The 22,095-nt window shown below is 69.3% G+C and carries 19 protein-coding genes; 9 read left to right on the forward strand and 10 right to left on the reverse strand.

The window, feature by feature from the left end; genetic code table 11:
- Window positions 1–84: 84 nt before the first annotated feature.
- The 3 genes from DEO45_RS10600 to DEO45_RS10610 all read right to left on the reverse strand — a co-directional run bounded on the left by DEO45_RS10600 (window position 85) and on the right by DEO45_RS10610 (window position 2,301).
- Window positions 85–306, reverse strand: a complete 222-nt coding sequence (locus tag DEO45_RS10600) for a hypothetical protein (protein ID WP_114343321.1) — start codon at window positions 304–306, stop codon at window positions 85–87.
- A gap of 139 nt (window positions 307–445) precedes the next feature.
- Entirely contained in the window at window positions 446–952 is a 507-nt protein-coding gene (locus tag DEO45_RS10605; RefSeq protein ID WP_114343324.1) for a DUF1993 domain-containing protein, read from the reverse strand.
- Window positions 949–2,301, reverse strand: coding sequence for a TCR/Tet family MFS transporter (locus tag DEO45_RS10610; RefSeq protein WP_114343326.1), 1,353 nt, complete (start codon window positions 2,299–2,301; stop codon window positions 949–951). Before DEO45_RS10610 ends, DEO45_RS10605 begins: the two co-directional genes overlap by 4 nt.
- Window positions 2,302–2,486: 185 nt before the next feature.
- On the opposite strand from DEO45_RS10610, the gene DEO45_RS10615 reads away from it, so the two are divergent.
- On the forward strand, window positions 2,487–4,205 hold the full coding sequence (locus DEO45_RS10615; protein ID WP_114343328.1) for a dipeptidyl-peptidase 3 family protein: 1,719 nt from the start codon (window positions 2,487–2,489) through the stop codon (window positions 4,203–4,205).
- 10 nt (window positions 4,206–4,215) lie between these two features.
- Here the strand turns inward: DEO45_RS10615 and DEO45_RS10620 are convergent, their stop codons facing one another.
- Window positions 4,216–5,577 (reverse strand): sensor histidine kinase, encoded by a 1,362-nt coding sequence (locus DEO45_RS10620; RefSeq protein ID WP_114343330.1) that lies wholly within the window; start codon window positions 5,575–5,577, stop codon window positions 4,216–4,218.
- A gap of 4 nt (window positions 5,578–5,581) precedes the next feature.
- Window positions 5,582–6,259 carry a response regulator transcription factor gene (locus DEO45_RS10625; RefSeq protein ID WP_114343332.1) on the reverse strand — a complete coding sequence of 226 codons (678 nt, stop codon included), beginning with the start codon at window positions 6,257–6,259 and terminating at the stop codon, window positions 5,582–5,584.
- 211 nt (window positions 6,260–6,470) lie between these two features.
- Here DEO45_RS10625 and DEO45_RS10630 point away from each other — a divergent pair, with 211 nt between their 5' ends.
- Both DEO45_RS10630 and DEO45_RS10635 read left to right on the forward strand, forming a co-directional pair.
- Window positions 6,471–9,305 (forward strand): TonB-dependent receptor, encoded by a 2,835-nt coding sequence (locus DEO45_RS10630; protein WP_114343334.1) that lies wholly within the window; start codon window positions 6,471–6,473, stop codon window positions 9,303–9,305.
- A gap of 46 nt (window positions 9,306–9,351) precedes the next feature.
- Window positions 9,352–10,350, forward strand: a complete 999-nt coding sequence (locus DEO45_RS10635; protein WP_114343337.1) for a YncE family protein — start codon at window positions 9,352–9,354, stop codon at window positions 10,348–10,350.
- A gap of 23 nt (window positions 10,351–10,373) precedes the next feature.
- On the opposite strand, the gene DEO45_RS10640 is transcribed toward DEO45_RS10635, so the two are convergent.
- Both DEO45_RS10640 and hemH read right to left on the reverse strand, forming a co-directional pair.
- On the reverse strand, window positions 10,374–11,225 hold the full coding sequence (locus DEO45_RS10640) for an alpha/beta fold hydrolase (RefSeq protein ID WP_114343340.1): 852 nt from the start codon (window positions 11,223–11,225) through the stop codon (window positions 10,374–10,376).
- The gene (hemH, locus tag DEO45_RS10645) at window positions 11,222–12,277 is read right to left on the reverse strand and encodes a ferrochelatase (protein WP_114343342.1); all 1,056 of its coding nucleotides are present in this window, start codon (window positions 12,275–12,277) and stop codon (window positions 11,222–11,224) included. Before hemH ends, DEO45_RS10640 begins: the two co-directional genes overlap by 4 nt.
- 96 nt (window positions 12,278–12,373) lie before the next feature.
- Between hemH and DEO45_RS10650 the strand changes: the two genes are divergently transcribed.
- The 4 genes from DEO45_RS10650 (at window position 12,374) to tatC (ending at window position 14,571) form a co-directional block, all read left to right on the forward strand.
- Entirely contained in the window at window positions 12,374–13,063 is a 690-nt protein-coding gene (locus tag DEO45_RS10650) for a lipid-binding SYLF domain-containing protein (protein WP_114343344.1), read from the forward strand.
- 61 nt (window positions 13,064–13,124) lie between these two features.
- The gene (locus tag DEO45_RS10655; protein ID WP_114343346.1) at window positions 13,125–13,364 is read left to right on the forward strand and encodes a twin-arginine translocase TatA/TatE family subunit; all 240 of its coding nucleotides are present in this window, start codon (window positions 13,125–13,127) and stop codon (window positions 13,362–13,364) included.
- A 27-nt stretch (window positions 13,365–13,391) separates the two neighbouring features.
- Window positions 13,392–13,826, forward strand: coding sequence for a Sec-independent protein translocase protein TatB (gene tatB, locus DEO45_RS10660; RefSeq protein WP_114343348.1), 435 nt, complete (start codon window positions 13,392–13,394; stop codon window positions 13,824–13,826).
- Window positions 13,813–14,571, forward strand: a complete 759-nt coding sequence (gene tatC, locus DEO45_RS10665; RefSeq protein ID WP_114343350.1) for a twin-arginine translocase subunit TatC — start codon at window positions 13,813–13,815, stop codon at window positions 14,569–14,571. The genes tatB and tatC overlap by 14 nt, the downstream gene beginning before the upstream one ends.
- A 6-nt stretch (window positions 14,572–14,577) precedes the next feature.
- Here the strand turns inward: tatC and DEO45_RS10670 are convergent, their stop codons facing one another.
- Both DEO45_RS10670 and DEO45_RS10675 read right to left on the reverse strand, forming a co-directional pair.
- On the reverse strand, window positions 14,578–16,752 hold the full coding sequence (locus DEO45_RS10670) for a primosomal protein N' (protein WP_114343352.1): 2,175 nt from the start codon (window positions 16,750–16,752) through the stop codon (window positions 14,578–14,580).
- A gap of 401 nt (window positions 16,753–17,153) precedes the next feature.
- On the reverse strand, window positions 17,154–18,350 hold the full coding sequence (locus tag DEO45_RS10675; protein ID WP_114343354.1) for a DUF3667 domain-containing protein: 1,197 nt from the start codon (window positions 18,348–18,350) through the stop codon (window positions 17,154–17,156).
- A gap of 106 nt (window positions 18,351–18,456) precedes the next feature.
- Here DEO45_RS10675 and DEO45_RS10680 point away from each other — a divergent pair, with 106 nt between their 5' ends.
- Complete coding sequence (locus tag DEO45_RS10680) at window positions 18,457–19,842, forward strand: MATE family efflux transporter (RefSeq protein ID WP_114343356.1); 1,386 nt, start codon at window positions 18,457–18,459, stop codon at window positions 19,840–19,842.
- A 36-nt stretch (window positions 19,843–19,878) separates the two neighbouring features.
- Window positions 19,879–21,759, forward strand: a complete 1,881-nt coding sequence (gene sppA, locus DEO45_RS10685; protein ID WP_114343359.1) for a signal peptide peptidase SppA — start codon at window positions 19,879–19,881, stop codon at window positions 21,757–21,759.
- A 29-nt stretch (window positions 21,760–21,788) separates the two neighbouring features.
- Here sppA and DEO45_RS10690 read toward each other — a convergent pair whose 3' ends face one another.
- A complete protein-coding gene (locus DEO45_RS10690) occupies window positions 21,789–21,998 on the reverse strand; it encodes a hypothetical protein (protein WP_114343361.1) in 210 nt (69 codons plus the stop codon).
- Window positions 21,999–22,095: the final 97 nt, after the last annotated feature.

Raw genomic sequence — 22,095 nt, forward strand, 5'->3', positions numbered from 1 at the left:
GCCGACAAGCGCGGCCGGCCCTGTGACTTGTTGTCCTGTCTCGGCAGGTGCCGGGGCGGCCCCGAAGTGACCCGCAGGGTCAGTTCAGGCCGCGAGCATGGTCAGGATCTGTTCGCCGGTGGCGCGCGGGTGCAGTAGCAGGTAGTGCGGACGCATGCTGCGGTCATGCCGTCGGGCGGCGACGACGCACGGCTCGCCGTCGTCGGCGGTCACGCACAACGGAGCCGGGCGGCGTCGGTCCCACGGGTGGCAGAGCACCAGGCCGTGCTGCGGGCCGCCGACGATGATGCATTTGATCTGTTCCATGACGCGTGCTCGAGAAGCTGCGGGGAGGTATCTCCCTGCAAGCAGGAGCCGGGCCATCGGTTCTTGGCGAAATGTGGAGTGCATCACATTTCAGGGATTCCGCGGCGACGGCCCGTCCCCGGGCCGCCGCCGTGCCAGCTCAGGCGTTGCCGATGAAGTCGGTCTTGCCGATGTCGGTGCCGGCCTGGCGCAGGATGTCGTAGGCGGTGGTGCAGTGGAAGAACAGGTTCGGGATGGTGAAGTGCAGCAGGTAGGCCTGGCCTTCGAAATGCATCTCGCCGTTGCGCATCTTCAGGTGGATCGCGCGGGTCTCGCTGCCGTCGATCTGCTCTGGCTTGAAGCTTTTGATGTACTCGATCGAGCGCTCGATGCGGCTGTAGGCCTGCTCCAGCGTGGCCTCGTTGTCCTCGAAGCTCTGCGGCTCCGCGCCGGCCAGGCGGGCGGTGCCGCGGGTGGCCATGTCGCAGGCGATCTGGATCTGCTTGATCAGCGGCAGCATGTCGGGGATCAGCCGGGTCTGCAGCAGCACTTCGTCGCTGACGTTCTTTGACTTCGCGTGCAGCTCGCCCTTCTTCAGCACATGGGCGAGGTTGCCCAGCGCGCGGACGAAGACGGGAACGGAGGCCTGGTACATGGAAAGCGTCATGGGTGGTCTTCCTGGGGTTTGCGGGAGTGTTCGGGTGAAGGAGCGGCAGCCAGCATGGGCAGGTCGCCGGGAAGCACGATGGGGGCAAGCTCGTCGGGGTCCGGTACCGCGACCGCCGGCAGGTGCCGGGTGACCCGGGCGGCGATCGCCAGGCCGGCCAGCATCAGCGCGGCCGAAAGCACGAAGGCTACACCCGGCAGATGGACGGGCGAAGACGGGGCGATCGACAGCGCGAAGACCTGCGCGAACAGATAGGGCCCGAAGATGCCGGCGAAACTGCCCAGGCTGCTGATCGCGCCCTGCAGCCGGCCCTGCTCGGAAGGGTCGACCTGCTGGGTCATGATCGACTGGATCGGCGGCATCGCCAGCCCCCACAGCGCCAGCAGCGGCACGCCGAACAGGAACGCCCAGCCTACGTCGGCCATACCCATCACCAGGAACGCACCGACGCCGAACAGCATGCCGGCCAGCAGCACGCGGCGTTCGCCGAACCGCGGCGCCAGCTTGCCGGTGAGCACCGCCTGCACGAAACCGTCGCAGGCGCCGACCAGCATCAGCACGTAGCCGACCGCCTGCGGACCCCAGTGGTAGCGGTAATCCGCATACAGCACGAACACCGTCTGCAGCACGTAATGCGCCAGGTAGACCAGGAACAGCACCACCGCCAGGCCGAGCACCTGCGGGTGGCGGCGCAGCAGCTTCAGCGAGCCGAACGGGTGTGCGCCGTGCAGCTCGAGCCGGCGGGTGCGGCGTTCCTTCGGCAGCGACTCGGGCAGGATGAAGCAGCCGTACATGAAGTTGCACAGCGCCAGCGCAGCGGCCACCCAGAACGGCAGCCGCAGGGCGATGCCGCCGAGGAAGCCGCCCACGCCGGGGCCGATGATGAAGCCCAGACCGAACGCGCTGCCGAGGACGCCGAACGCTGCCGCGCGTTTTTCCTTCGGCGTGATGTCGGCGATATAGGCATTGGCGGTGCTGAAGCTGGCCGCCGTCATGCCGAGCAGGATGCGCGCCAGGAACAGCAGCCACAGCGTGGGCGCCAGCGCCAGCACCACGAAATCCACCGCCAGGCCGAGGTTGGAGATCAGGATCACCGGCCGCCGGCCGTAACGGTCCGACAGCGCGCCCTGCACCGGCGCGAACACGAACTGAACGAGCGCGAACACCGTGCTGAAGATGCCCACCCACCACGCCGCCTTCGCGATGCCGCCGCCGGCCAGCTGCTCGATCAGGTGCGGCAGCACCGGGATGATGATGCCGAACGCCAGCATGTCCAGCAGCACGGTGACATAGATGAAGGCCAGCGCGGCCCGGTGGCGCGGTGCGGCGGGAGTCGGCGGTTGGTCCATGGACGTGGCGGGGCGATGGGAGGGGCACGATAACCGAACGGCCGCGGCACGGCATGTGCATCCGGTCAGGCATGACCCGCAAGGCCGACGCCGCAATCGCGATGCGGTTCGCACGATCCGCCGCGCGGGCGCCGCCGGGAGGCATGGCGCGATACCATGGGCGACCGCTTCTTCAAGGAGTCGCCATGGTCCGACGTCTGCTCCCCGTGTGTCTGCTGCTGGCACTGGCCGCCTGTTCCTCCCAGCATGACACGCCGGCACCGGTGTCGAAGGAAGAACTGGCGCCGGCGCCGACCGCCAGCGCGCCTGCCCCGGCGTCGACCAGCGACGCCACCAGCACGGCGGTGCAGCGGCATCTGGCCGACTACGCCACGGTGAAACTCGTCGCCGACCTGTCGCGGTTCGACGCACGGCAGAAGAAGATGATCGCGCTGCTGGTCGAGGCCGCCGACAGCATGAATGCGATCTACTGGCAGCAGGCGTGGGGCGACAGGAATGCGCTGCTGCAGAAGATCGCCGACCCGGCCACGCGCGAATTCGCCGAGATCAACTACGGCCCGTGGGATCGGCTCGACAACGACCAGCCGTTCGTCGATGGGGTCGGTGCGCGTCCGCCGGGCGCGCAGTTCTATCCGGCCGACATGAGCAAGGCGGAGTTCGAAAAGTCCCCGCTGAAGGACAAGACCGCGCTGTACACCCTGCTGCGCCGCGACGCGCAAGGCCAGCTGATCACCGTGCCGTACCACGAGGCGTACAAGGCCGAGCTGGAGAAGACCGCCGGCCTGCTGCGCCAGGCCGCGAAACTGGCGAAGGACCCCGGCTTCCGCAAATACCTCACGCTGCGCGCCGGCGCGCTGCTCAGCGACGACTACCAGGCCAGCGACTTCGCCTGGATGGACATGAAGAAAAACCCGATCGACCTCGTGATCGGCCCGATCGAGACCTACGAGGACCAGCTGTACGGCTACAAGGCCAGCTACGAGTCCTACGTGCTGATCAAGGACCAGGCCTGGAGCGCGAAGCTGGCACGCTTCGCGAAGTACCTGCCTGAGCTGCAGCGCGGCCTGCCGGTGCCGGACAGGTACAAGGCCGAGAAGCCGGGCTCCGACGCCGACCTCAACGCCTACTTCGCGGTCTACTACGGCGGCGACGCCAACGTCGGCGCCAAGACCATCGCGATCAACCTGCCCAACGACGAGCAGGTGCAGCTGAAGAAGGGCACCCGCCGGCTGCAGCTGGAAAACGTGATGCAGGCGAAGTTCGACCAGATCATGCGGCCGATCGCGAAGGAGCTGATCGCCGACGACCAGCAGCACAACCTCAGCTTCGACGCGTTCTTCCAGAACACCATGTTCCACGAGGTGGCGCACGGACTGGGCATCAAGAACACCCTCGACGGCAAGGGCACCGTGCGCAAGGCGCTGAAGGACCAGGCCTCCAGCTTCGAGGAAGGCAAGGCGGACATCCTCGGCCTATACATGGTGACCAAGCTCGCCGACAAGGGCGAGCTGGACAAGGCGAGGCTGATGGACAACTACGTCACCTTCCTCGCCGGCATCCTCCGCTCGGTGCGTTTCGGCGCCAGCGACGCGCACGCCAAGGCCAACATGGTGCGCTTCAACTTCTTCAAGCAGCAGGGTGCGTTCAGCCGCGACGAGAAGACCGGCCGCTACCGCGTCGACTTCGACAAGATGACCGCGGCGATGAACGCACTGTCGGCGAAGCTGCTGACCATCCAGGGCGACGGCGATTACGAGGCCGCCAGGCAGCTCACCGACCAGATGGGCGCGGTCGACGCCGAACTGGCCGGCGACCTGAAGCGGCTCGACCAGGCACATATTCCGGTCGACATCCGCTTCGAGCAGGGCCTGGCCGTGCTGGGGCTGGCCAGCCCGTCGCACTGAAGGCTGCGCTCTAGCGGGGCGCGGTATCCGGGAACCGGAGCTCGACCACCAGCCCGGGTGCCGCGTCGCGCAGCGTCAGCTTGATCCCGTGCAGGTCGCTGACCGCCGCGACCAGCGCCAGGCCCAGGCCGGCTCCCGGCGTGCTGCGGCTGCTGTCCAGCCGCACGAAGCGCTTCAGCACCCGTTCGCGCGACTCGGCCGGGATGCCCGGACCGGTGTCGGCGATGCGCCCGACTAGCGCGCCCGCGCCGGCCTGAAGGTCCACCCGGATATGCGCGTCGGGCGGGGTGTGGCGTAGCGCGTTCTCGACCAGGTTGGCGAGCATCTGGGTGATCAGCGCCCGGTCGCCGCGCATCCGCTGGCCGGGCGCGACGCTGGCTTCGAGGCGACGATTGCCGTCCTCCGCCACCGGCCGATAGGTCTCGGCGATGTGCTCGAACACGGCCGACAGGTCGACCTCCCCGAAGCCGGCCTGCCGCTCCCGCGCCTCAACGCTGGCGATGCGCAGCAGCGCGCGGAAGGTGACCAGCAATCCGTCGATGTCGGCGATGGCCCGATCGACCGAACGTCGCAGCATGGCCTCGTCCGAAGTGTCGGCCAGGCTGGCCTCCAGCTGCTGGCGCACCTTGCTCAGCGGCGTGCGCAGGTCGTGCGCGATGTCATCCGACACCTGGCGCATGCCTTCCATCAGCACCCGCATGCGCTCGAGCATGCGGTTCAGCCGGGCCGCCAGGCGATCGATCTCGTCGCCGCGCCCGCTGCCGACGATGCGCGATTCCGGGGCGCCCTCGAGCATGCGTTCGGCGCGTTCGCCGAGCGCGTCGATGCGCTGCAGGTAGCGCCAGCTGGCGAAGCCCCCGCTGAGCAGCACCAGCACGACGGCGAGCAGGCCGATATCGATGAAGCCGCGGCTGAGCACCTCGCCCAGCTCGACCACCGAGCGGTTGTCGCGCCCGACCACCAGCCAGCGGCCGTCGGCGAGGCGCGCGGCGAACAGCTGCACCTGGTCGGCGTCGCTGTTGTCCTTACCGACCGCACCATGCAGCGGAACCGCGTGCCAGCCTGCACTGGCGGGCCGGTAGCTGAGGTTGCCGGCGATCGCGCGCCCGCCGGCATCGGTGAGCAGGTAGTAGTCCTGGTCGGCCGGCAGCCCGGCGAGCCGCTGGCGCAGTTCCGCTTCCAGGTTATCGCGGGCGTCGGCCTGGCGCAGGCTGGCCATCTCGATGGCGACGTCGTCGCGCAGCTGTTCCTGCGCATAGTCGTTGATGCGCAGCCAGACGATGCCGAGCAGGGCGGCGGCGAGCACGGCGAACAGCGCGGCCTGCCACAGCGCCATGCGGAACGCGGCGGTGCGGAAGACGATCGCGCGCAAGCCCTCAGTCCGCTGCACGCAACGAGTACCCGACGCTGCGGATGGTGTGCAGCAGCTCGTCGTCGAAGCCGCGGTCGATCTTCCCGCGCAGCCGGCTGATGTGCGTCTCGACCACGCTGGTCTGCGGCTCGAAGTGGAACTCCCACACATGCTCGAGCAGCATCGTGCGGGTCACCACGCGCCCGGCGTGCGCCATCAGGTATTCGAGCAGGCGGAATTCGCGCGGCTGCAGTTCGATCGTGCGCCCGGCGCGGCGGACCTCGCGGCTGATCCGGTCCAGCTCGAGGTCGGCCACGCGCAGCCGCGTCGCGGCCTCGCCCAGCCGCGGCCGCCGTGCCAGCGCCGCCAGCCGGGCGTTGAGCTCGGTCATCGCGAACGGCTTGGCCAGGTAATCGTCCACCCCGGCCTCCAGCCCCTCGACGCGCGCGTCCACCTCGCCCAGCGCCGAGACCATCAGCACCGGCATCTCGCGGCCGTCGGCGCGCAGCTTGCGCACCAGGCTCAGGCCGTCGAGCCCGGGCAGCATGCGGTCGACGATCAGCACGTCGTAGTGCTGTCCCGCCGCCATCGACAGGCCTCGCGGCCCGTCGCCGGCGCGATCCACGCAGTCATGGCGGTGATGCAGGTTCGCGGCGATATGCGCGGCGGTCGCCAGGTCGTCTTCGATGATCAGGATCTTCATGCAGGCTCTTGGCCGGATCGTTCAGCGCTTCGGTCCTGTGCATCCTTGCGCTTGTCGCCCTGCGCTTCCTTACCGATCGGTAAGTCCGACGCATCGGGACTGTCATACCACGCGCCTAACGTCGGCCAGATGACAGCCGGCCGACGCCCTGCCGCCGATACCGCAGCGCGCCGCCTGTCGCATCCCATCCCCCTGTGTCGAGGTTGTTCCCATGCATCGTCCACGCGTTCGCAGCCTGCTGGTCAGCTGCACCCTGCTTGCCGGAGTGGGCCTCGTCCACGCCGCCGGCGCACCCGCGGTACTCAAGGGCCAGGTGGAAAACGACCACCAGCCGGTGGCCGGCGCGCGGGTGGAGTTGCGCGAACTGGGCCTCAGCGGCACCACCGGCAGCGCCGGGGATTTCGTGTTCGCCTCGGTGCAGCCCGGAACCTATACGCTGATGGTGACCGCCGCCGGCGAGGCGCCGGTGAGCAGCCAGGTAGTGCTGCACGAGGGGCAGTCGATCGAGCAGGACGTCGAACTGGGCGCCCGCGTGAAGACCCTGCAGGCACTCAGGGTCACCGCGCAGGCTACGCCGGTCGCGATGGCGCGCAGCCTCCAGCAGTACGCGCCGAACATCGTCAACGTGCTGCCGGCGACCGAGATCCAGAAGCTGCCGGACGTGAACGCGGCCGAGGCGGTGCGCCGGGTGCCGGGCATCTCGCTGGAAAGCGACACCGGCGAAGGGCGTTTCATCAATATCCGCGGCCTCGATGCGGACCTCAACGGCACCACGTTCGGCGGCGTCCGGCTGCCGCCGACGAACGTCGCCTCGCCGCTGGGCGGCGGTCGTGCGGTCGCGTTCGATTCGATCCCGGCCGGCCTGATCGGCGCGATCACGGTGACCAAGAGCAATACGCCGGATCAGGACGCGGAGGCGCTCGGCGGCACCATCGAGATCACCCCGCGGCAGGTGCCGCCGGACAAGGACCATTTCCTGCAGGGCGAGATCGGCAGCGGCGTCGAGACGCTGCGCGACAGCCCGATCAAGGATTTCATGCTCAGCGGCGGCGGCCGCTTCGGCGCGGACAACGCCTTCAGCTTCATCGGCACGCTCGCGTACTACGAGGACAAGCGCGGCGTCGACGACATCGAGGGCTCCTACGCCGACGACCAGGCGAACGGCACGCCGGACAAGGTGATGAACGATTTCGAGCAACGCTACTACCGCTACCATCGCCGCCGCGTCGGCTACGGCGGCGAGCTCGACTACCGTCCCGACGCCGACAACCGCTGGTATGCGCGCTATTTCGATGCCGGCTATACCGAGTCGGTCAACCGCCAGCGCCTGACCTACAACATGTTCCAGAACGGCACCGGTTCGACCAGCGCCGATCCATCCAATCCGAACGGCTTCATCGACCCGACGGTGACGTTCGACAAGACGCTGCGCAACGAGAAGGAGCGCATCGACACCCGCGTGGCCACGATCGGCGGCGAGAACGATTTCCACAGCTTCAGGATCGACTACCTGGCCGCGCTGGCGATCGGTTCGTACAACAAGGCGTTCGACTACAACTCCACCTTCTCCACCGCCGGCCCCACCACGGTGGCCTACGACAACATCAGCGATCCGCGCTACCCGCGCTTCGCCTATGTCGCCGGCGTCAACCCGCAGGATCCGTCCAACTACACGCTGGGCGGTTTCCAGAACAGCACCGAGCACGACCACGACCAGGAATACTCCGGTGCCTTCAACCTCACGCTGCCGACCAGCTACTTCCACGGCGACGACGAAAACATGAAGTTCGGCGTCGGCGCGCGCCTGCGCGACCGGCACGGCGCGATCGGGCGATACCGCTACGACGTCCCGTCGCTGCCGCTGACCGGGTTCACCGCCGGCGGCCCGGTCAGCTTCTACCACGATCATTACCAGAACCTGGCGAACATCAACGCCGAGGCCCTGCGCAACTTCTTCATCGGCAACCCCGGGCTGTTCCCCGAGTCCAATCCGCTGGCCGACCAGCAGAACGACGCACAGGGCGCCTCGAACGACAGCGAGGATGTCTACGCGGCGTACGGCCAGTACCAGTTCACGCCCGTCGACAAGCTGGGCGTGCTCGCCGGCGTGCGCTGGGAGCGCACCGTGGCGAGCTATGGCGGCAACCAGATCCTGATCGATCCGGTCAGCGGCAACTTCGCCGGCGCCGTGCCGCATGCGCTGAAGCACAGCTACGGCAACTTCTTCCCCACCGTGCAGTTGCGCTACGAGCTGCGGGAGGACCTGATCGCCCGCGCCAGCTACTCGAAGACGATCGCCCGCCCCGGCTTCAACCAGGTCACCGCGACCATGCTGATCGACCCGGGCGCCGACACCGTGACCCAGGGCAACCCGGACCTCAAGCCGACCACCAGCGACAACTTCGACCTGTCGCTGGAGTACTACCTCGACAACGGCGGCATCGCCTCGGTCGGCGTGTTCGACAAGGAACTGAGCAATTACATCGTCAACAAGGAGGAGGTCGGCGTCACGTTCCCGAACAACGGCCTGTTCGCCGGCTTCACCGGCGCCGCCAAGGTGTTCACCTTCGCCAACCTGAAGAGCGCGCGCGCCCGCGGCGTGGAGCTCAACTACCAGCAGAAATTCACCATGCTGCCGGGCTGGCTGGCCGGGTTCGGCGCCAGCGCCAACTATACCTATGTCGATTCCAGCGCGGAACTGCGCCCGGGCGACACCGAGCTGCTGCCGTCCACCTCGCGCAATACCGCGAATCTCGCGTTGACCTACAGCCTCGGCGGCCTCGACGTGAACCTCGGCGCCTACTACGTCAGCAAGAACATCTTCGGCGTCGGCGGCGATCCGTCCACCGACGTCTGGTCGCAGCCGCGCTTCTCGCTCGACTTCGGCGCCAGCTATGCGGTCGACGAGCAGTGGTCGCTGTTCCTCAACGCGAAGAACCTCACCGACACCCGCATGAAGTTCACCGAGGGTCCGTCGAACAGCCGGCCGATCCAGCGCGAGTTCTACGGTCAGACGATCACCGCCGGCTTCCGCTTCAAGTTCTGATCGAACCCGCCGGCGTTCCACCACGAACCATTTGGAGAAACCATCGATGAAAGCTCTTGCATGGGCGCTGCTGCTGGCCGCGGGCATAAGCGCTTCCGCGCAGGCCGGATCCGCCACCGGGTCGGACTGGGCGGTCACCCAGCGCTACGCGGTCGGCGGCGAGGGCGGCTGGGATTACCTCACCCTGGACCCGGCCTCGCATCGCCTGTTCATCGCCCGCGACGACCGCGTGATGGTGGTCGATGCGCACAGCGGCAAGCTGCTCGCGCAGATCCCCGGCATGCGGCACGCACACGGCATCGCCCTGCTGCCGGCGCAGCGTCGCGGCTATGTCAGCAATGGCCACGGCGACGATGTCAGCGTGATCGACCTGGATGCGCTCAAGGTCGTCGGTCGCATCGCGGTGAGCGGCAAGGATCCGGACGCGATCATCGCCGACCCGGCGAACGGCCACGTGCTGGCCATGGATGCACGCAGCAACAGCATCAGCGTGATCGACCCGGTGGCCGGCAAGGAGCTGGCCAGCATCGCCGTGCCGGGCAACCCCGAGTTCGCGGTGACCGACGGCCACGGCAACCTGTTCGTGAACCTCGAGGACAAGGGGCAGCTGGTTCATGTCGACCTGAAGGCGGGCAAGGTCGCCGATGTCTGGCCGCTGGCCGGGTGCGAAGGGCCGACCGGGCTTGCCTACGACCTCGCCGCGCAGCGGCTGTTCTCGGTGTGCGACAACCGCGTCATGCTGGTTGTCGATGCGCGCGACGGCCATCCGGTGGCGAAGCTGCCGATCGGCAAGGGCCCCGACGCCGCGGCGTACGACGCCGCGCGGCACCTGGTGCTCAGCTCGAACGGCGACGGCTCGCTGACCGTGGTGCGCCAGCGCGATGCGGACCACTACGACGTGGTGGCGAACGTGCCGACGCAGAAGAGCGCCCGCACGATGGCGCTGGATCCGCAGACGCACGAGGTCTACCTGGTGGCGGCGAAGTCGGCGGCGAGAGGGAAGCCGGTAGAAGGCTTCGAGGTACTGGTGGCGGCCGGGAAGTAGCCGCCGCCGGTCGCCGCGACGGTTCAGGCGGGCAGGCTGGCGTTCGCCCAGCGGGCGACGGCCTGCGGGTGTTCCAGGTGCAGGTGGTGGCCACCGTCGAGATGGCTGACGAGGATGTCCGCCACGCATGCGGCGCGGGCCTGCATCAGTGCGCCGGGCAGGTAAGGCGTGGCCGGTTGCGCCAGCAGCAGGGCGGTCGGTGCCGCGATGCCGCGCAGCAGCGCGTGCACCTGCGCTTCGGCCATCCGCACTGCGCTGGGGCGGGTCAGCCGCGGGTCGCTGCGCCAGCGCCAGCCGCCGTCGGTTTCGAGCAGGCCGCGCTCGACGATCGGCCGCGCCTGTTCGGCGGGCAGGCCGCTGGCGATGCTGCGTGCGCTGACCGCCTGCTCGACATCGCGGAATATCCGCAGCGGCTTGCGGTTGTCGTTGCGCGGCGCCAGCGCATCGCGGAAGCGCTGCAGCGTGTGCGAGCCGTCGTCGCCGAGCGGGCCGAGGCCTTCGATCAGCAGCAACCGCTCGATCCGTTCGGGTCGCGCCGCGGCGACCAGGGCGGCGATGCCGGCGCCCAGCGAATGGCCGAGCAGGGCGTAGCGATCCAGCTGAAGTGCGTCGGCGGCGGCCAGCACCGCCTGCACGTAATCGACGTAGTGGTAGCTGGCGCCGGCGGCGGGATGGCCGGAATGGCCGTGGCCAGGCAGGTCCAGCGCGATCACCTGCCAGCGCGCGGCCAGCAGCGGCGCCAGCCGCGCGAAGCTGCCAGCGTTGTCGAGCCAGCCGTGCAACGCCAGCAACGGCGGCAGGGTTTCATCGCCCCAGACCTGCGCGGCCAGCGGCAGGTGCGGCAATCCGACGCGGCGCTCGACCGGCACCGTCACCCGGCGGCTTCCGGCCAGCCGCCCAGGTGCCGGCGCACCAGCGCGGCGAGGCTGGCCACCTGGTCCGTGCTGTCGTTCAGCGCGGGGATGTAGCGCAGCGCCTCGCCGCCGGCGGCGGTGAAGAAGTCGCGGTTCTGCATCGCGATCTCCTCCAGCGTCTCCAGGCAATCCACCGCGAAGCCGGGGCAGGCCACGTCGAGCGTACGTACGCCGTCGGCGGCGAGCCGGCGCACGGTGGCGTCGGTGTAGGGTTCGAGCCAGCGCTCGCGGCCGACGCGCGACTGGAAGCTGACCACCATTTCGTGTTCGCCAAGTTGCAACCGCTCGCGCAGCAGTTGCGCGGTGCGCCGGCATTGATCGGCGTACGGATCGCCGAGGCGCACATAGCGCTCGGGAATGCCGTGGAACGACAGCAGCAGTTTCTCGCCGCGGCCGTGCGCCGCCCACCAGCGCTCTATGCCGGCGGCCAGGGCCTCGATGTGGCCCGGGTCGTCGTGATAGTCGTTGATGAAGCGCAGCTCCGGCGGCCAGCGCAGCCGCTTGAAGGCGTTGGCGACCGCGTCGATGACCGAGCCGGTGGAGGTGGCCGAGTACTGTGGGTACAGCGGCAGCACCAGCAGCCGGCGTACGCCGTCGCGCTGCAGTTGCCCGATCGCGTGCGTCACCGACGGTTCGCCGTAGCGCATCGCCAGCGCCACCCGCAGCGTGCCGGGCTGCTGCCGGTCCAGTTCGGCCTGCAGGCCGGCCGCCAGCGTCTCGCTGCGGTAGCGCAGCGGCGAGCCGCGTTCGTCCCAGATCCGTGCGTAGGCGTGCGCCGAGCGCCGCGGCCGTACGCGCAGGATCACGCCGTGCAGGATCAGCCACCACAGCCAGCGTGGGTAGTCGATCACCCGCGGATCGCCCAGGAATTCGGCCAGATAAGGCCGCACCGCCCTGGCGGTTGGCGCGGTCGGCGTGCCCAGGTTGACCAGCAGCACGCCAGCCTGAACGGACGGAACGACCCGCGCACCGGAATCGTCGGCAACGCCGGTATAGTGGTTGCTGCGTGGCATCGTGACAGCCGTGGCCGCTGGAGCCGTGCAGTCTGCCACAAGCCCGGCGTACCGCGTGGCGCCGCGCCTTCCCCCGAACCCGAGTGGAGCTGCCCCATGTTGAAGACATCGCTGCAACGCCTGCTGCTTGCCGGACTGGCCCTGCTGTTGCCGGCGATGGCCGTGCACGCCGAGGATCCGCCGCTGGTGCGTGCCGCCAACGCGGTGCGCGTGCTCAACGACATCATGCAGGCGCCGGACAAGGCGATCCCGAAGGACCTGTTGCAGAACGCGAGGGCGATCGCGGTGATCCCGGACATGCTCAAGGCCGGCTTCATCTTCGGCGGCCGTCGCGGCGAGGGGCTGATCTCGGTGAAGAGCCCGGACGGCACCTGGTCCAACCCCAGCTTCGTCACCATGACCGGTGGCAGCGTGGGCTTCCAGGTCGGCGTGTCGTCGACCGACGTGATCCTGGTGTTCCGCACCCAGCGCGGCGTGGATTCGATCGTCAACGGCAAGTTCACCCTGGGCGCCGATGCCTCCGCCGCGGCCGGCCCGGTCGGCCGCACCGCCACGGCCTCCACCGACGCGCAGATGAAGGCCGAGATCTATTCCTACTCGCGCAGCCGCGGCCTGTTCGCCGGCGTGGCGCTGGACGGCTCGGCACTGCGCATCGACTACGACGCGAACGCCGCCATCTACGGCGCCGGCATCACGCCGCGGCGCATCTTCGAAGGCGGCGTCAGCAACGTGCCGGCACCGGTGGTGGATTTCCGCGACCGGCTTGAGGAGTACACTTCGCGCTGATACGGAAGACCGGCGCGCCGCGCGAGGGGGTTTCCGGTCCGGTCCGTTTTCGAGGTAAGACATGAGCATCTGGCATCTGATAATCCTGCTGGTCGTGGTGGTGGTGATCTTCGGCACCGGCAAGCTGCGCCACATCGGCTCCGATCTCGGCAACGCCATGCGGGATTTCAAGAAGGGCCTCAACGGCGACGAGGACGAGGCCAAGCGCAAGGAAGAGGCCGAGCGCCTGCGCGCGGATCCGCCGGCCGGCTCCGCCGACAAGGCGACGCAGGGCCAGCGCGACTCCAGCGACGCGAAGTAAGCCGCGGCGACGGGCGGGTTTGCGGCGATGATCGAGATCAGCTTCGGCAAGCTGGTGCTGCTCGCGCTCATCGCGCTGATCGTGCTCGGCCCGGAGAAACTGCCAGGCGCCGCGCGCACGGCCGGCGCATTGCTGCGGCGCATGCGCAGCGGCTGGGACGACGTGCGTGCCGAGGTGGAGCGCGAATTGCAGGTCGAGGAGATCAAGCGCGCCGCGCGCGAGGCCGCCGCGCAGGCGGAAGCGGCGCAGGCGGAGCTGGATGCCGCCGTGCAGAAGGTGCGCGACGTGCAGCACGTCCTGGTGCCAAATGATGCAGCGGTGACCGGCGACGCGAGCGCGGCGCCGGCCGGCCCCGCCGCCGTGGAGGCCGCGGCGGAAAGCGCGCCGGACCCTGCCACCGGCGACCTGTTCGCGGGCACTGCTGCCAAGGCCGCCGGGGAACCGCCGCATGGCCACGCCTGAGCCCGAGGTCGACCTGCAGCAGGGCCTGTTCTCGCACCTGCTGGAACTGCGTTCGCGGCTGCTCAAGGCCAGCGCCACCGTGCTGGTGGTGCTGCTGGCGCTGGTGCCGTTCGCCAACCGCCTGTACACCGAGCTGGCCGCGCCGCTGGTAGCGCGCCTGCCCGCCGGCGCGCACCTGATCGCCACCGAGGTGGCCAGCCCGTTCGTCACGCCGCTGAAGCTGGCGTTCTACGCGGCGCTGTTCATCAGCATGCCGATGATCCTGTACCAGCTGTGGGCCTTCGTCAGCCCGGGCCTGTACAAGCACGAGAAGCGCCTGGCCCGGCCGCTGCTCGCCGCGGCGCTGGTGCTGTTCTACATGGGCTGTGCGTTCGCCTATTTCCTGGTGCTGCCCGCAGCGTTCCGCTTCCTCACCGCGATCACCCCGCAGGGCGTGGAGATGATGACCGACATCACCCACTACCTCGATTTCGTGATGCTGATGTTCTTCGCCTTCGGGCTGTGCTTCGAGGTGCCGGTGGCGGTGGTGATCCTTGCCGCGGTGGGCGTCGTCGACCTGGACAAGCTGCGCAGCAGCCGGCGCTACGCCATCGTCGGCGCGTTCGCGATCGCCGCCTTCATCACGCCGCCCGACATCACCTCGATGATCATGCTGGCGGTGCCGATGTGCCTGCTCTACGAGCTGGGCGTGCTGGCGGTGCGCTGGCTGGTGAAGCCGGGTTCGCTGAAGCCCGACGCGGGCTGAGCGCGTTCAGTACAGGTCGATCGGGTCGACGTCCAGCGACCAGCGCACCTTGCGCGCCGCCGGCAGTGCGCCGAGCGCCACTTGCCATGGTCGCAGCATCGCGTGCAGCGCCTGTCGGCTGGCCGCCTCCAGCAGCAGCTGGCCGCGATGGCGGCCCGCGCGCAGCGGCATCGGCGCGGGCATCGGCCCGGCGACCTGCAGTCGGTCGTCCGGCGGCAGCGCAGCGTTCGCCGCGGCGAGGAAGGCCTCGACCAGCTCGCGCTGCGGCGCCTCGGCACGCAGCAATACCTGATGGCTGTAAGGCGGCAGCCGGATCAGCCGGCGCTCGGCCAGCAGTTCGCGCGCGGCGGCGGCGTAACCGTGCGCCAGCAGGCTGCGCAGCAGCGGGTGTTCCGGCTGGTGGGTCTGCAGCAGCACGCGGCCGGGCTTGCGCGCCCGTCCGGCGCGCCCAGCCACCTGCACCACCAGTTGCGCCAGCCGTTCGCCGGCGCGGAAGTCGATGCTGTGCAGGCCTTCGTCCACGCCCACGATCGTGACCATGGTGAGGTTGGGCAGGTCGTGGCCCTTGGCCAGCATCTGGGTGCCGACCAGGATCGCCGGCTGCTCGTCGCCGAGCGTGGCCAGCAATTGCTCGAATGAATCACGGCGGCGGGTGGTTTCGCGGTCCACGCGCAGCACCGGCACCTGCGGGAACTGTGCGAGCAGCGCTTCCTCCAGCCGTTCGGTGCCCTGGCCCTGCGCCTTCAGGTCGCCGGCGCCGCACGCGGGGCAGGCGGCCGGAACGCGCTGGCGAAAATCGCAATGGTGGCAGATCAGCTGGCGCCGGCCCGCGTGCAGGGTCAGCGGGCGCTCGCAGCGCGGGCAGGCCGCATGCCAGCCGCAGGCGTGGCACAGCAGCACCGGCGCGTAGCCGCGGCGGTTGCGGAACACCAGCGCCTGCTCGCCGCGCGCCACCGTCTCCGCCACCGCCGCCAGCAGCGCCGGCGACATGCCGTGCTCCAGCCGCTGCGCGCGCATGTCGATGATCTGCACCTGCGGCGGCCGCACCGCACCGGGCCGCGCGCGCAGGTGCAGGGTGCGGTAGCGGCCGGCCTCGGCATTCGCCAGCGATTCCAGCGACGGCGTGCCCGAGCCCAGCAGCACCGGCACACCCAGCGCGCGGGCGCGCACCAGGGCCAGGTCGCGGGCATGGTAGCGGAAGCCTTCCTGCTGTTTGTAGGCGCTGTCGTGTTCCTCGTCGACGATGATCAGCCCGGCCTGCGGCAGCGGCGTGAACACCGCCGAACGCGTGCCCAGGATCACCCGTGCACTGCCGGCGCGAGCGCGCAGCCAGGCACGTGCGCGATCGCCTTCGGACAGGTTGGAATGCAGCACCTCGACGCTCACCCCGAGCCGCTCGCGCAGGCGCCGCACGGTCTGCGGGGCCAGGCCGATCTCCGGCACCAGCAGCAGCGCCTGTTGGCCCCGCGCCAGCACCTGCTCGATCAAGGCCAGGTAGACCTCGGTCTTGCCGCTGCCGGTGACGCCGTCGAGCAGGAACGGGTGGTAGCGGCCGAAGCTGGCACCGACGGCGGCGACTGCCTGCTGTTGCTCGTCGTTGAGTGGCGGTGCCAGCGATGGCGGCAGCCGACGATCGGGCGGCGGCCGTTCGCTGCGTTCGAGCAGGCCGGCCGCGGCCAACCGGCGCGCCGCTTCGCGCCAGCCGGGCTGGCGTTCGCCCAGCTCCTGCGCGCCCAGCGCACCGCCGGCCAGCAGGGCCAGCAGCGCCTTGCTGCCGCCGCGCCGGCTGCCCGCATCGTGGGCGCTCTGGCCGGCGCCGGTGAGCGACCAGTATTCGTCGCCGATCGGCGGCAGCGGCTTCGCCTCGCGCAGGGCGAGCGGCAGGGCGTTGGCATAGGCCTCGCCCGGCGCGCCGAGCCAGTAGTCCGCGGCCCAGGCCAGCGTCTGCATCAGCTCGGCGTCGAGCAGCGCGTCGTCGTCGAGCAGCCGCAGCGCCTGCTTCAGGCGGCCGCCATCGACCGCCGCCTCGGCCTCGATCGCCACCACCACGCCGACCAGCCGATGCCGGCCGAACGGCACCTGCAGCCGGCTGCCCACGCGAGCCTCGCCCGCCGCGGGCGGCAGGTAATCGAACAGGCTGGGCAGGGGAACCGGCAGGGCGACGCGAAGGACGGCGGGCATGGACTACCTCGTGGCGGCACAGTGTAACTGCGGCCGTCGCCGGGCCCGCGGCGAGGGTGTTGATGGGAAGCGTGGCGTACCTGCTCGAGTTGCGCGAACTTGCTGTCCGGTTATCGAGGAATCCAGGCTAAGTGGCTATCCCCGGGAAGTTTTTGCGTTTATCCACAGCAGCTGTGGATAAGTCTGTGGATGCAGCGGGGAGGGGGAGCCTCAAAGCGCGCCGTGGCGCCTTTTTCGTCAGTCTGACGACGTTTTGGTCAGGTAAAAATTCCTTTTACCATCAATTATTTGCAAATTTCGTTGAGCAGCAGTTCACACAATTGACAAACCGCCCCCGGTTGCCTTGACAGGCTCATGACGCTGTGCAAAACCCACGCAGGCCTGCCGGTCGGGGAGTGGCCTCAGTGGGCCGCGCCGAGCAGCAGGGCGATCGCCAGCGCGAATATCAACAGCCAGAAGTAGCACCAGCCGATGCACCAGAATTTCAGCAGGGTCATTGGCCAGCCCTGGCGATAGATCCGTTTCTGCGTGAGCAGCAGGTAGACCGGAATCCACAGGATCAGCGCGGCCTGCAGCCAGCCCAGCGCGTGACCAGCCCAGGCCGCATGCGGCTGCAGCCAGGTCGACAGCATGCCGACGAGAGTGAGCAGCAGCAGGCTGAGGAACATGAACGCGTGGCTGTGCAGGGCCACGATCAGGTGTTCCATGTACAGCCGCCGGCGGAACACGTAGAACAGTTCCAGCAGGACCGCGAAGAGCGGGATCAGCACGAACATGGTCGGCGGCAGCGTGCCGAAGACGCCATTGATCATCCGCTGCTTCGCCTCGGCGCTGGCCGCGGCATCGCCATGCCTGAAGATCCGCAAGTTCTCCTGGAGACGGTGGCCCAGCTCGGTCAGGCGCGCGTTGGCGGCGTCGGGAAGCCAGCGGATCCGCACCGGCGCCGATTCCTGCCGGATCCTCCGGCGCGCGGCATCGTCCGGTGGAGTGGGAGCGGTTTTCGCGGCCTCCGGCGGCTTCACCGCCACGGAAGCGGCCGGGGCTGGCGCCGCGCCGAGTTCGGCCAGGCGGCGCTCGGCCTTCCGGCGCAGGTCGCGCTCGTCGACATCGGCCTGCTCCAGCAGGTTCGGCGGCAGCACGCCGGTTGCGCGGGCGCGCTGCAGATCGTCGAGCTGCTTCTGCAAGGCCTCACGCACCCCGGCCGGGTCGGCGGCGGTTTCGATCGCCCGGCTGTCCACGTTCAGCAGGGGGCGCCCGTTCGCGGGCATCTTGCCGGCGACCTGGTCGATCGCCAGGTGGAACACGAAGAACGACAGCAGGCACAGCACGAACATCAGCCGGAACGGCGCGATGTAGCGCACCCGCCGGCCGGCGAAATACTCCAGGGTGAGGAAGCCGGGCTTGAACAACAGCGGTGGCAGCGTGTGCACGATGCGGCCGTCGATGTGCAGTACCGTCTCGACGGTTTCCTCGACCATGTGGTGCATCGGCTTCAGCATGCTATGGATCGACTGCCCGCACTCATGGCAGAACTCGCCCTGCATCGCGGTGCCGCAGTTGGCGCAATGCAGTCCTTCGTGGCTGGTCAGCTGCTTCATCGCGGTTTCCGTCCGTTGCAGCGGGCGATCTTCGCACACGCCGGTGGCGGGGCGGCCGTGACGAATGGCTCAGGTAGAATGACCGGCCCTGGAGTCTGCTGCGCCGATGAAGTCCCTCCGTCCCGAACGCGCCCATCTGCTGCACGAGGTGAGCGCCACCGTGCGCCTGGCACTGCCGCTGATCGCCGCCCAGCTGGCTGCGGTCGGCAGCAACGTGATCGACGCGGTGCTGGCCGGGCACGTCAGTGCTCACGTGCTGGGTGCGGTGGCGGTGGGCGCCAGCATCTGGTCGCTGGCGATCGTCTGCGGCATCGGCATGATGATGGCGGTGCCGCCGTCGGTGGCCCAGCTCGACGGCGCCGGGCGCCGCGGCGAGGTCGGCGCGGTATTCCACCAGGCGCTGTGGCTGGCGCTGGGCATGGGCGCGCTGCTGTGGTTCGCGGTGCGCCACGCGGAGCCGCTGATCGAGCTGATCGGGGTGACGGCGAGCCTGCGCCACGACGTGCAGCGCTTCCTGCTGGCGATCAGCTGGGGCGCGCCGGCGCTGACCTGCTACTTCGCGCTGCGCGGCCTCTCCGAAGGGCTGTCGCTGACCCGGCCGTCGATGTACTTCAGCCTCGGCGGGCTGGTGTTGCTGGTGCCGCTGGGCTACGTGTTGATGTTCGGCAAGCTGGGCATCCCGCCGCAGGGCGCGCACGGTTGCGGCGTGGCCACCGCGATCGTGCTGTGGCTGGAAACGCTGGCGTTCGGCCTCTACGTGATGCTCCGGCGCAACTACCACGGGCTGGGGCTGTTCGAGCGCTTCGAGTGGCCGCACCTGCGCCGGATCGGCCAGCTGGTGCATATCGGCCTGCCGATGGCGGTGACCCTGCTGGCCGAAGCGGGCCTGTTCGTGGCCACTGCGCTGATCATCGCCACGCTGGGCGAGGACGTGATCGCCAGCCACCAGGTGGCGATCAACATCGCCTCGCTGTTCTTCATGATCCCGCTCGGCCTGGCCATGGCGATCACCGTGCGCGTGGGCAACGCGGTGGGCCGCGGCGACGAGCGCGGCGTGCGCTACGCCGGCTTCTGCGGCATCGGCCTGACCCTGCTCACCCAGCTGTTCTCGGCCGGCCTGATGCTGGGCCTGCCGCACTTCATCGCCGCGCTCTACACGCACGAGCCGAAGGTGATCGCGCTGGCCGCGCAGCTGATCATGCTGGCCGGGCTGTTCCAGTTCTCCGACGGCATCCAGGTCGCCGCGAACGGCGCGCTGCGCGGCCTCAAGGACACCCGCGTGCCGATGGCGATCACCCTGTTCGCCTACTGGATGGTCGGCATGCCGGTGGGCTGGTGGCTGGCCTTCCGCCACGGCATGGGCGCGCGCGGGATGTGGATCGGCCTGATCGCCGGGCTGTCGGTGGCGGCCGCGATGCTGTTCACCCGCTTCTGGCGCAGCGCCTGGAAACAGCGCTGGCGCCGTCACCTGCCGATGACCGCGCCCGCCTGACCGGCTACGCTTGACCCGACGATTCCGGATACCTACATGACGCTTCCGCCACCGCTACCGCCCCGCCGCAACGAATTCTGGGCCTTCCTGCGCATGCTCGGGCGCGGCATCAATCTGCTGCGGCTGGTGATCCTCAACCTGGTGTTCTTCGGCGTGCTGTTCGTGCTCGTCTTGCTGCTGACCGCCGGCATCGCGGGCAGCCGGATGGAGCGCGCGGTGCAGGACGACAGCGTGCTGGTGATCCGGCCGCAGGGCCAGCTGGTCGAGCAATACAGCATCGATCCGCTGCGACGGGCGCTGGCCGGGCTGTCCGGCGAGGAGCCGAAGCAGGTGCAGCTGCGCGACCTGGTCGGCGCGATCGACGCGGCGGCGAAGGACAAGCGGATCAGCCGCATCCTGCTGCTGCCGGACGAACTGCAGGGCGGCGGCTTCGCCGCGTTGCGCGAGGTCGGCGCGGCGCTGGACCGTTTCCGCGCCGCGGGCAAGCCGGTGGTTGCGTGGGCGGTGAACCTGGACCAGGGCCAGTACTACCTCGCCGCGCATGCCGACCGCCTGCTGGTCGACCCGCAGGGCGGCGTGATGCTCACCGGTCTGGCCAACTACCGGCTGTTCTACAAGGACCTGCTGGACAAGCTCGGCGTCGACGTGCACCTGTTCCGCGTCGGCGAGTTCAAGAGCGCGGCCGAGCCGTACATCCTCGACCACGCCTCGGCGGAGGCGAAGCAGGCCGACAGCTACTGGATGGGCGGCCTGTGGGACGGCTACCTCGACGAGGTGGCGGCCATGCGCAAGCTGGATCCGGCGACGCTGCGCGACGACATCGACAACCTGCCGCAGCATATCGCCGGGACCCGCGGCAACCTGGCGCAGCTGGCGCTGGACCAGCATCTGGTCGACGGCCTGGCCACGCGCAGCGAACTGATCGCGATGATGCGCGGGGAGGGCGTGCCGGCGGACAAGAAAGGCCACAGCTTCCGCCAGGTCGACCTGGGCCGTTACGCCGCCGGCCTGCCGCAGGACGGCGGCGCGTTCGCGCCCGGCGTGGCGATCGTGGTGGCCGAGGGCGAGATCGCCGGCGGCAAGCGCGCGGCCGGTTCGATCGGCGGCGAGTCCACCGCGGCGCTGATCCGCAGCGCGCGCGAGGACCGCAAGACCAAGGCGCTGGTGCTGCGGGTGAACTCGCCCGGCGGTGAGGTGTACGCGGCCGAGCAGATCCGTCGCGAGATCGAGCTGACTCGCGGCGCGGGCATCCCGGTGGTGGTGTCGATGGGCAACGTGGCGGCCAGCGGCGGCTACTGGATCGCGATGAACGCGAACCGCATCTATGCCGAACCGAACACCATCACCGGCTCGATCGGCATCTTCGGCATGTACTACACGGTGCCGAACACGCTGGCCAAGCTGGGCATCCAGAGCGATGGCGTCGGCACCGGGCCGATGGCCGGTGCCTTCGACATCACCCGTCCGCTCGACCCGAAGGTCGGCACGGTGATCCAGGCGGTCATCGACAAGGGCTACCGCGACTTCGTCGGCAACGTGGCGAAGGCGCGCGGCAAGAGCTACGAGGCGATCGACACAATCGCCCAGGGCCGGGTGTGGACCGGCAAGCAGGCGCTCGAGCGCGGCCTGGTCGACCGCCTCGGCGGACTGGACGCGGCGGTCGCCGACGCGGCAGGCCTGGCCAGGCTGGGCAAGGGCTATCCGGTGCGCTACGTGGAGGCGCCGCTGGGCGGCTTTGAGCGATTCCTGATCGGGCTCAACCAAGGCGCCGGTGTGCGCCTGCTGCAGTCGTGGGGCGTACGCCTGCCGGTTTGGTTCGCCCAGCTGCCGACGCTGGCACCGGAACTCGAATGGCTGCGCAACGCGAAGGCCGGCACGCCGAACATCTACGCGGATTGCCTGTGCAGTCCGCGCTGAACCGGATAGGTCGCTGAGCGGAAGCGTGCCTACTGCGCCTGCGCCTCGATCTGCTTGCGCTGCTCCTCGGTCTGCTTGTCGACTGTCTTCTGCACGTCCTTCGCGCGCTGCTCATCCGCCTTCAGCGCGTCGAACGGCGTGGCGGTGTCGGCGGACGCCGGCTTGGCCTGGGGTTCCGGCGGCTTGCCGGAGCAGGCGCCGAGGGCAAGGACGCAGAGCAGGAGCGGCAGCGGTTTCATGACGGTTCTCGCGCGGGATCGACCCGCCGAGTGTCCCGCCATGCCCCGCCGCAGGCAAGGCGCCGCCTAGGCGCGGCGTGATCGACGCTTTAAGCTG

The sequence above is a fragment of the Rhodanobacter denitrificans genome (genome assembly GCF_003335105.1).
Taxonomy (GTDB): Bacteria; Pseudomonadota; Gammaproteobacteria; order Xanthomonadales; family Rhodanobacteraceae; genus Rhodanobacter; species Rhodanobacter denitrificans_A.

Coding starts and splice junctions, on each gene's coding strand:
- DEO45_RS10670 (WP_114343352.1), bottom strand. CDS start 16,752: ATGCCCGCCGTCCTTCGCGTCGCCCTGCCGGTTCCCCTGCCCAGCCTG.
- DEO45_RS10635 (WP_114343337.1), top strand. CDS start 9,352: ATGAAAGCTCTTGCATGGGCGCTGCTGCTGGCCGCGGGCATAAGCGCT.
- DEO45_RS10600 (WP_114343321.1), bottom strand. CDS start 306: ATGGAACAGATCAAATGCATCATCGTCGGCGGCCCGCAGCACGGCCTG.
- DEO45_RS10615 (WP_114343328.1), top strand. CDS start 2,487: ATGGTCCGACGTCTGCTCCCCGTGTGTCTGCTGCTGGCACTGGCCGCC.
- DEO45_RS10680 (WP_114343356.1), top strand. CDS start 18,457: ATGAAGTCCCTCCGTCCCGAACGCGCCCATCTGCTGCACGAGGTGAGC.
- sppA (WP_114343359.1), top strand. CDS start 19,879: ATGACGCTTCCGCCACCGCTACCGCCCCGCCGCAACGAATTCTGGGCC.
- DEO45_RS10690 (WP_114343361.1), bottom strand. CDS start 21,998: ATGAAACCGCTGCCGCTCCTGCTCTGCGTCCTTGCCCTCGGCGCCTGC.
- DEO45_RS10605 (WP_114343324.1), bottom strand. CDS start 952: ATGACGCTTTCCATGTACCAGGCCTCCGTTCCCGTCTTCGTCCGCGCG.
- DEO45_RS10655 (WP_114343346.1), top strand. CDS start 13,125: ATGAGCATCTGGCATCTGATAATCCTGCTGGTCGTGGTGGTGGTGATC.
- DEO45_RS10610 (WP_114343326.1), bottom strand. CDS start 2,301: ATGGACCAACCGCCGACTCCCGCCGCACCGCGCCACCGGGCCGCGCTG.
- tatB (WP_114343348.1), top strand. CDS start 13,392: ATGATCGAGATCAGCTTCGGCAAGCTGGTGCTGCTCGCGCTCATCGCG.
- DEO45_RS10630 (WP_114343334.1), top strand. CDS start 6,471: ATGCATCGTCCACGCGTTCGCAGCCTGCTGGTCAGCTGCACCCTGCTT.
- tatC (WP_114343350.1), top strand. CDS start 13,813: ATGGCCACGCCTGAGCCCGAGGTCGACCTGCAGCAGGGCCTGTTCTCG.
- hemH (WP_114343342.1), bottom strand. CDS start 12,277: ATGCCACGCAGCAACCACTATACCGGCGTTGCCGACGATTCCGGTGCG.
- DEO45_RS10675 (WP_114343354.1), bottom strand. CDS start 18,350: ATGAAGCAGCTGACCAGCCACGAAGGACTGCATTGCGCCAACTGCGGC.
- DEO45_RS10625 (WP_114343332.1), bottom strand. CDS start 6,259: ATGAAGATCCTGATCATCGAAGACGACCTGGCGACCGCCGCGCATATC.
- DEO45_RS10650 (WP_114343344.1), top strand. CDS start 12,374: ATGTTGAAGACATCGCTGCAACGCCTGCTGCTTGCCGGACTGGCCCTG.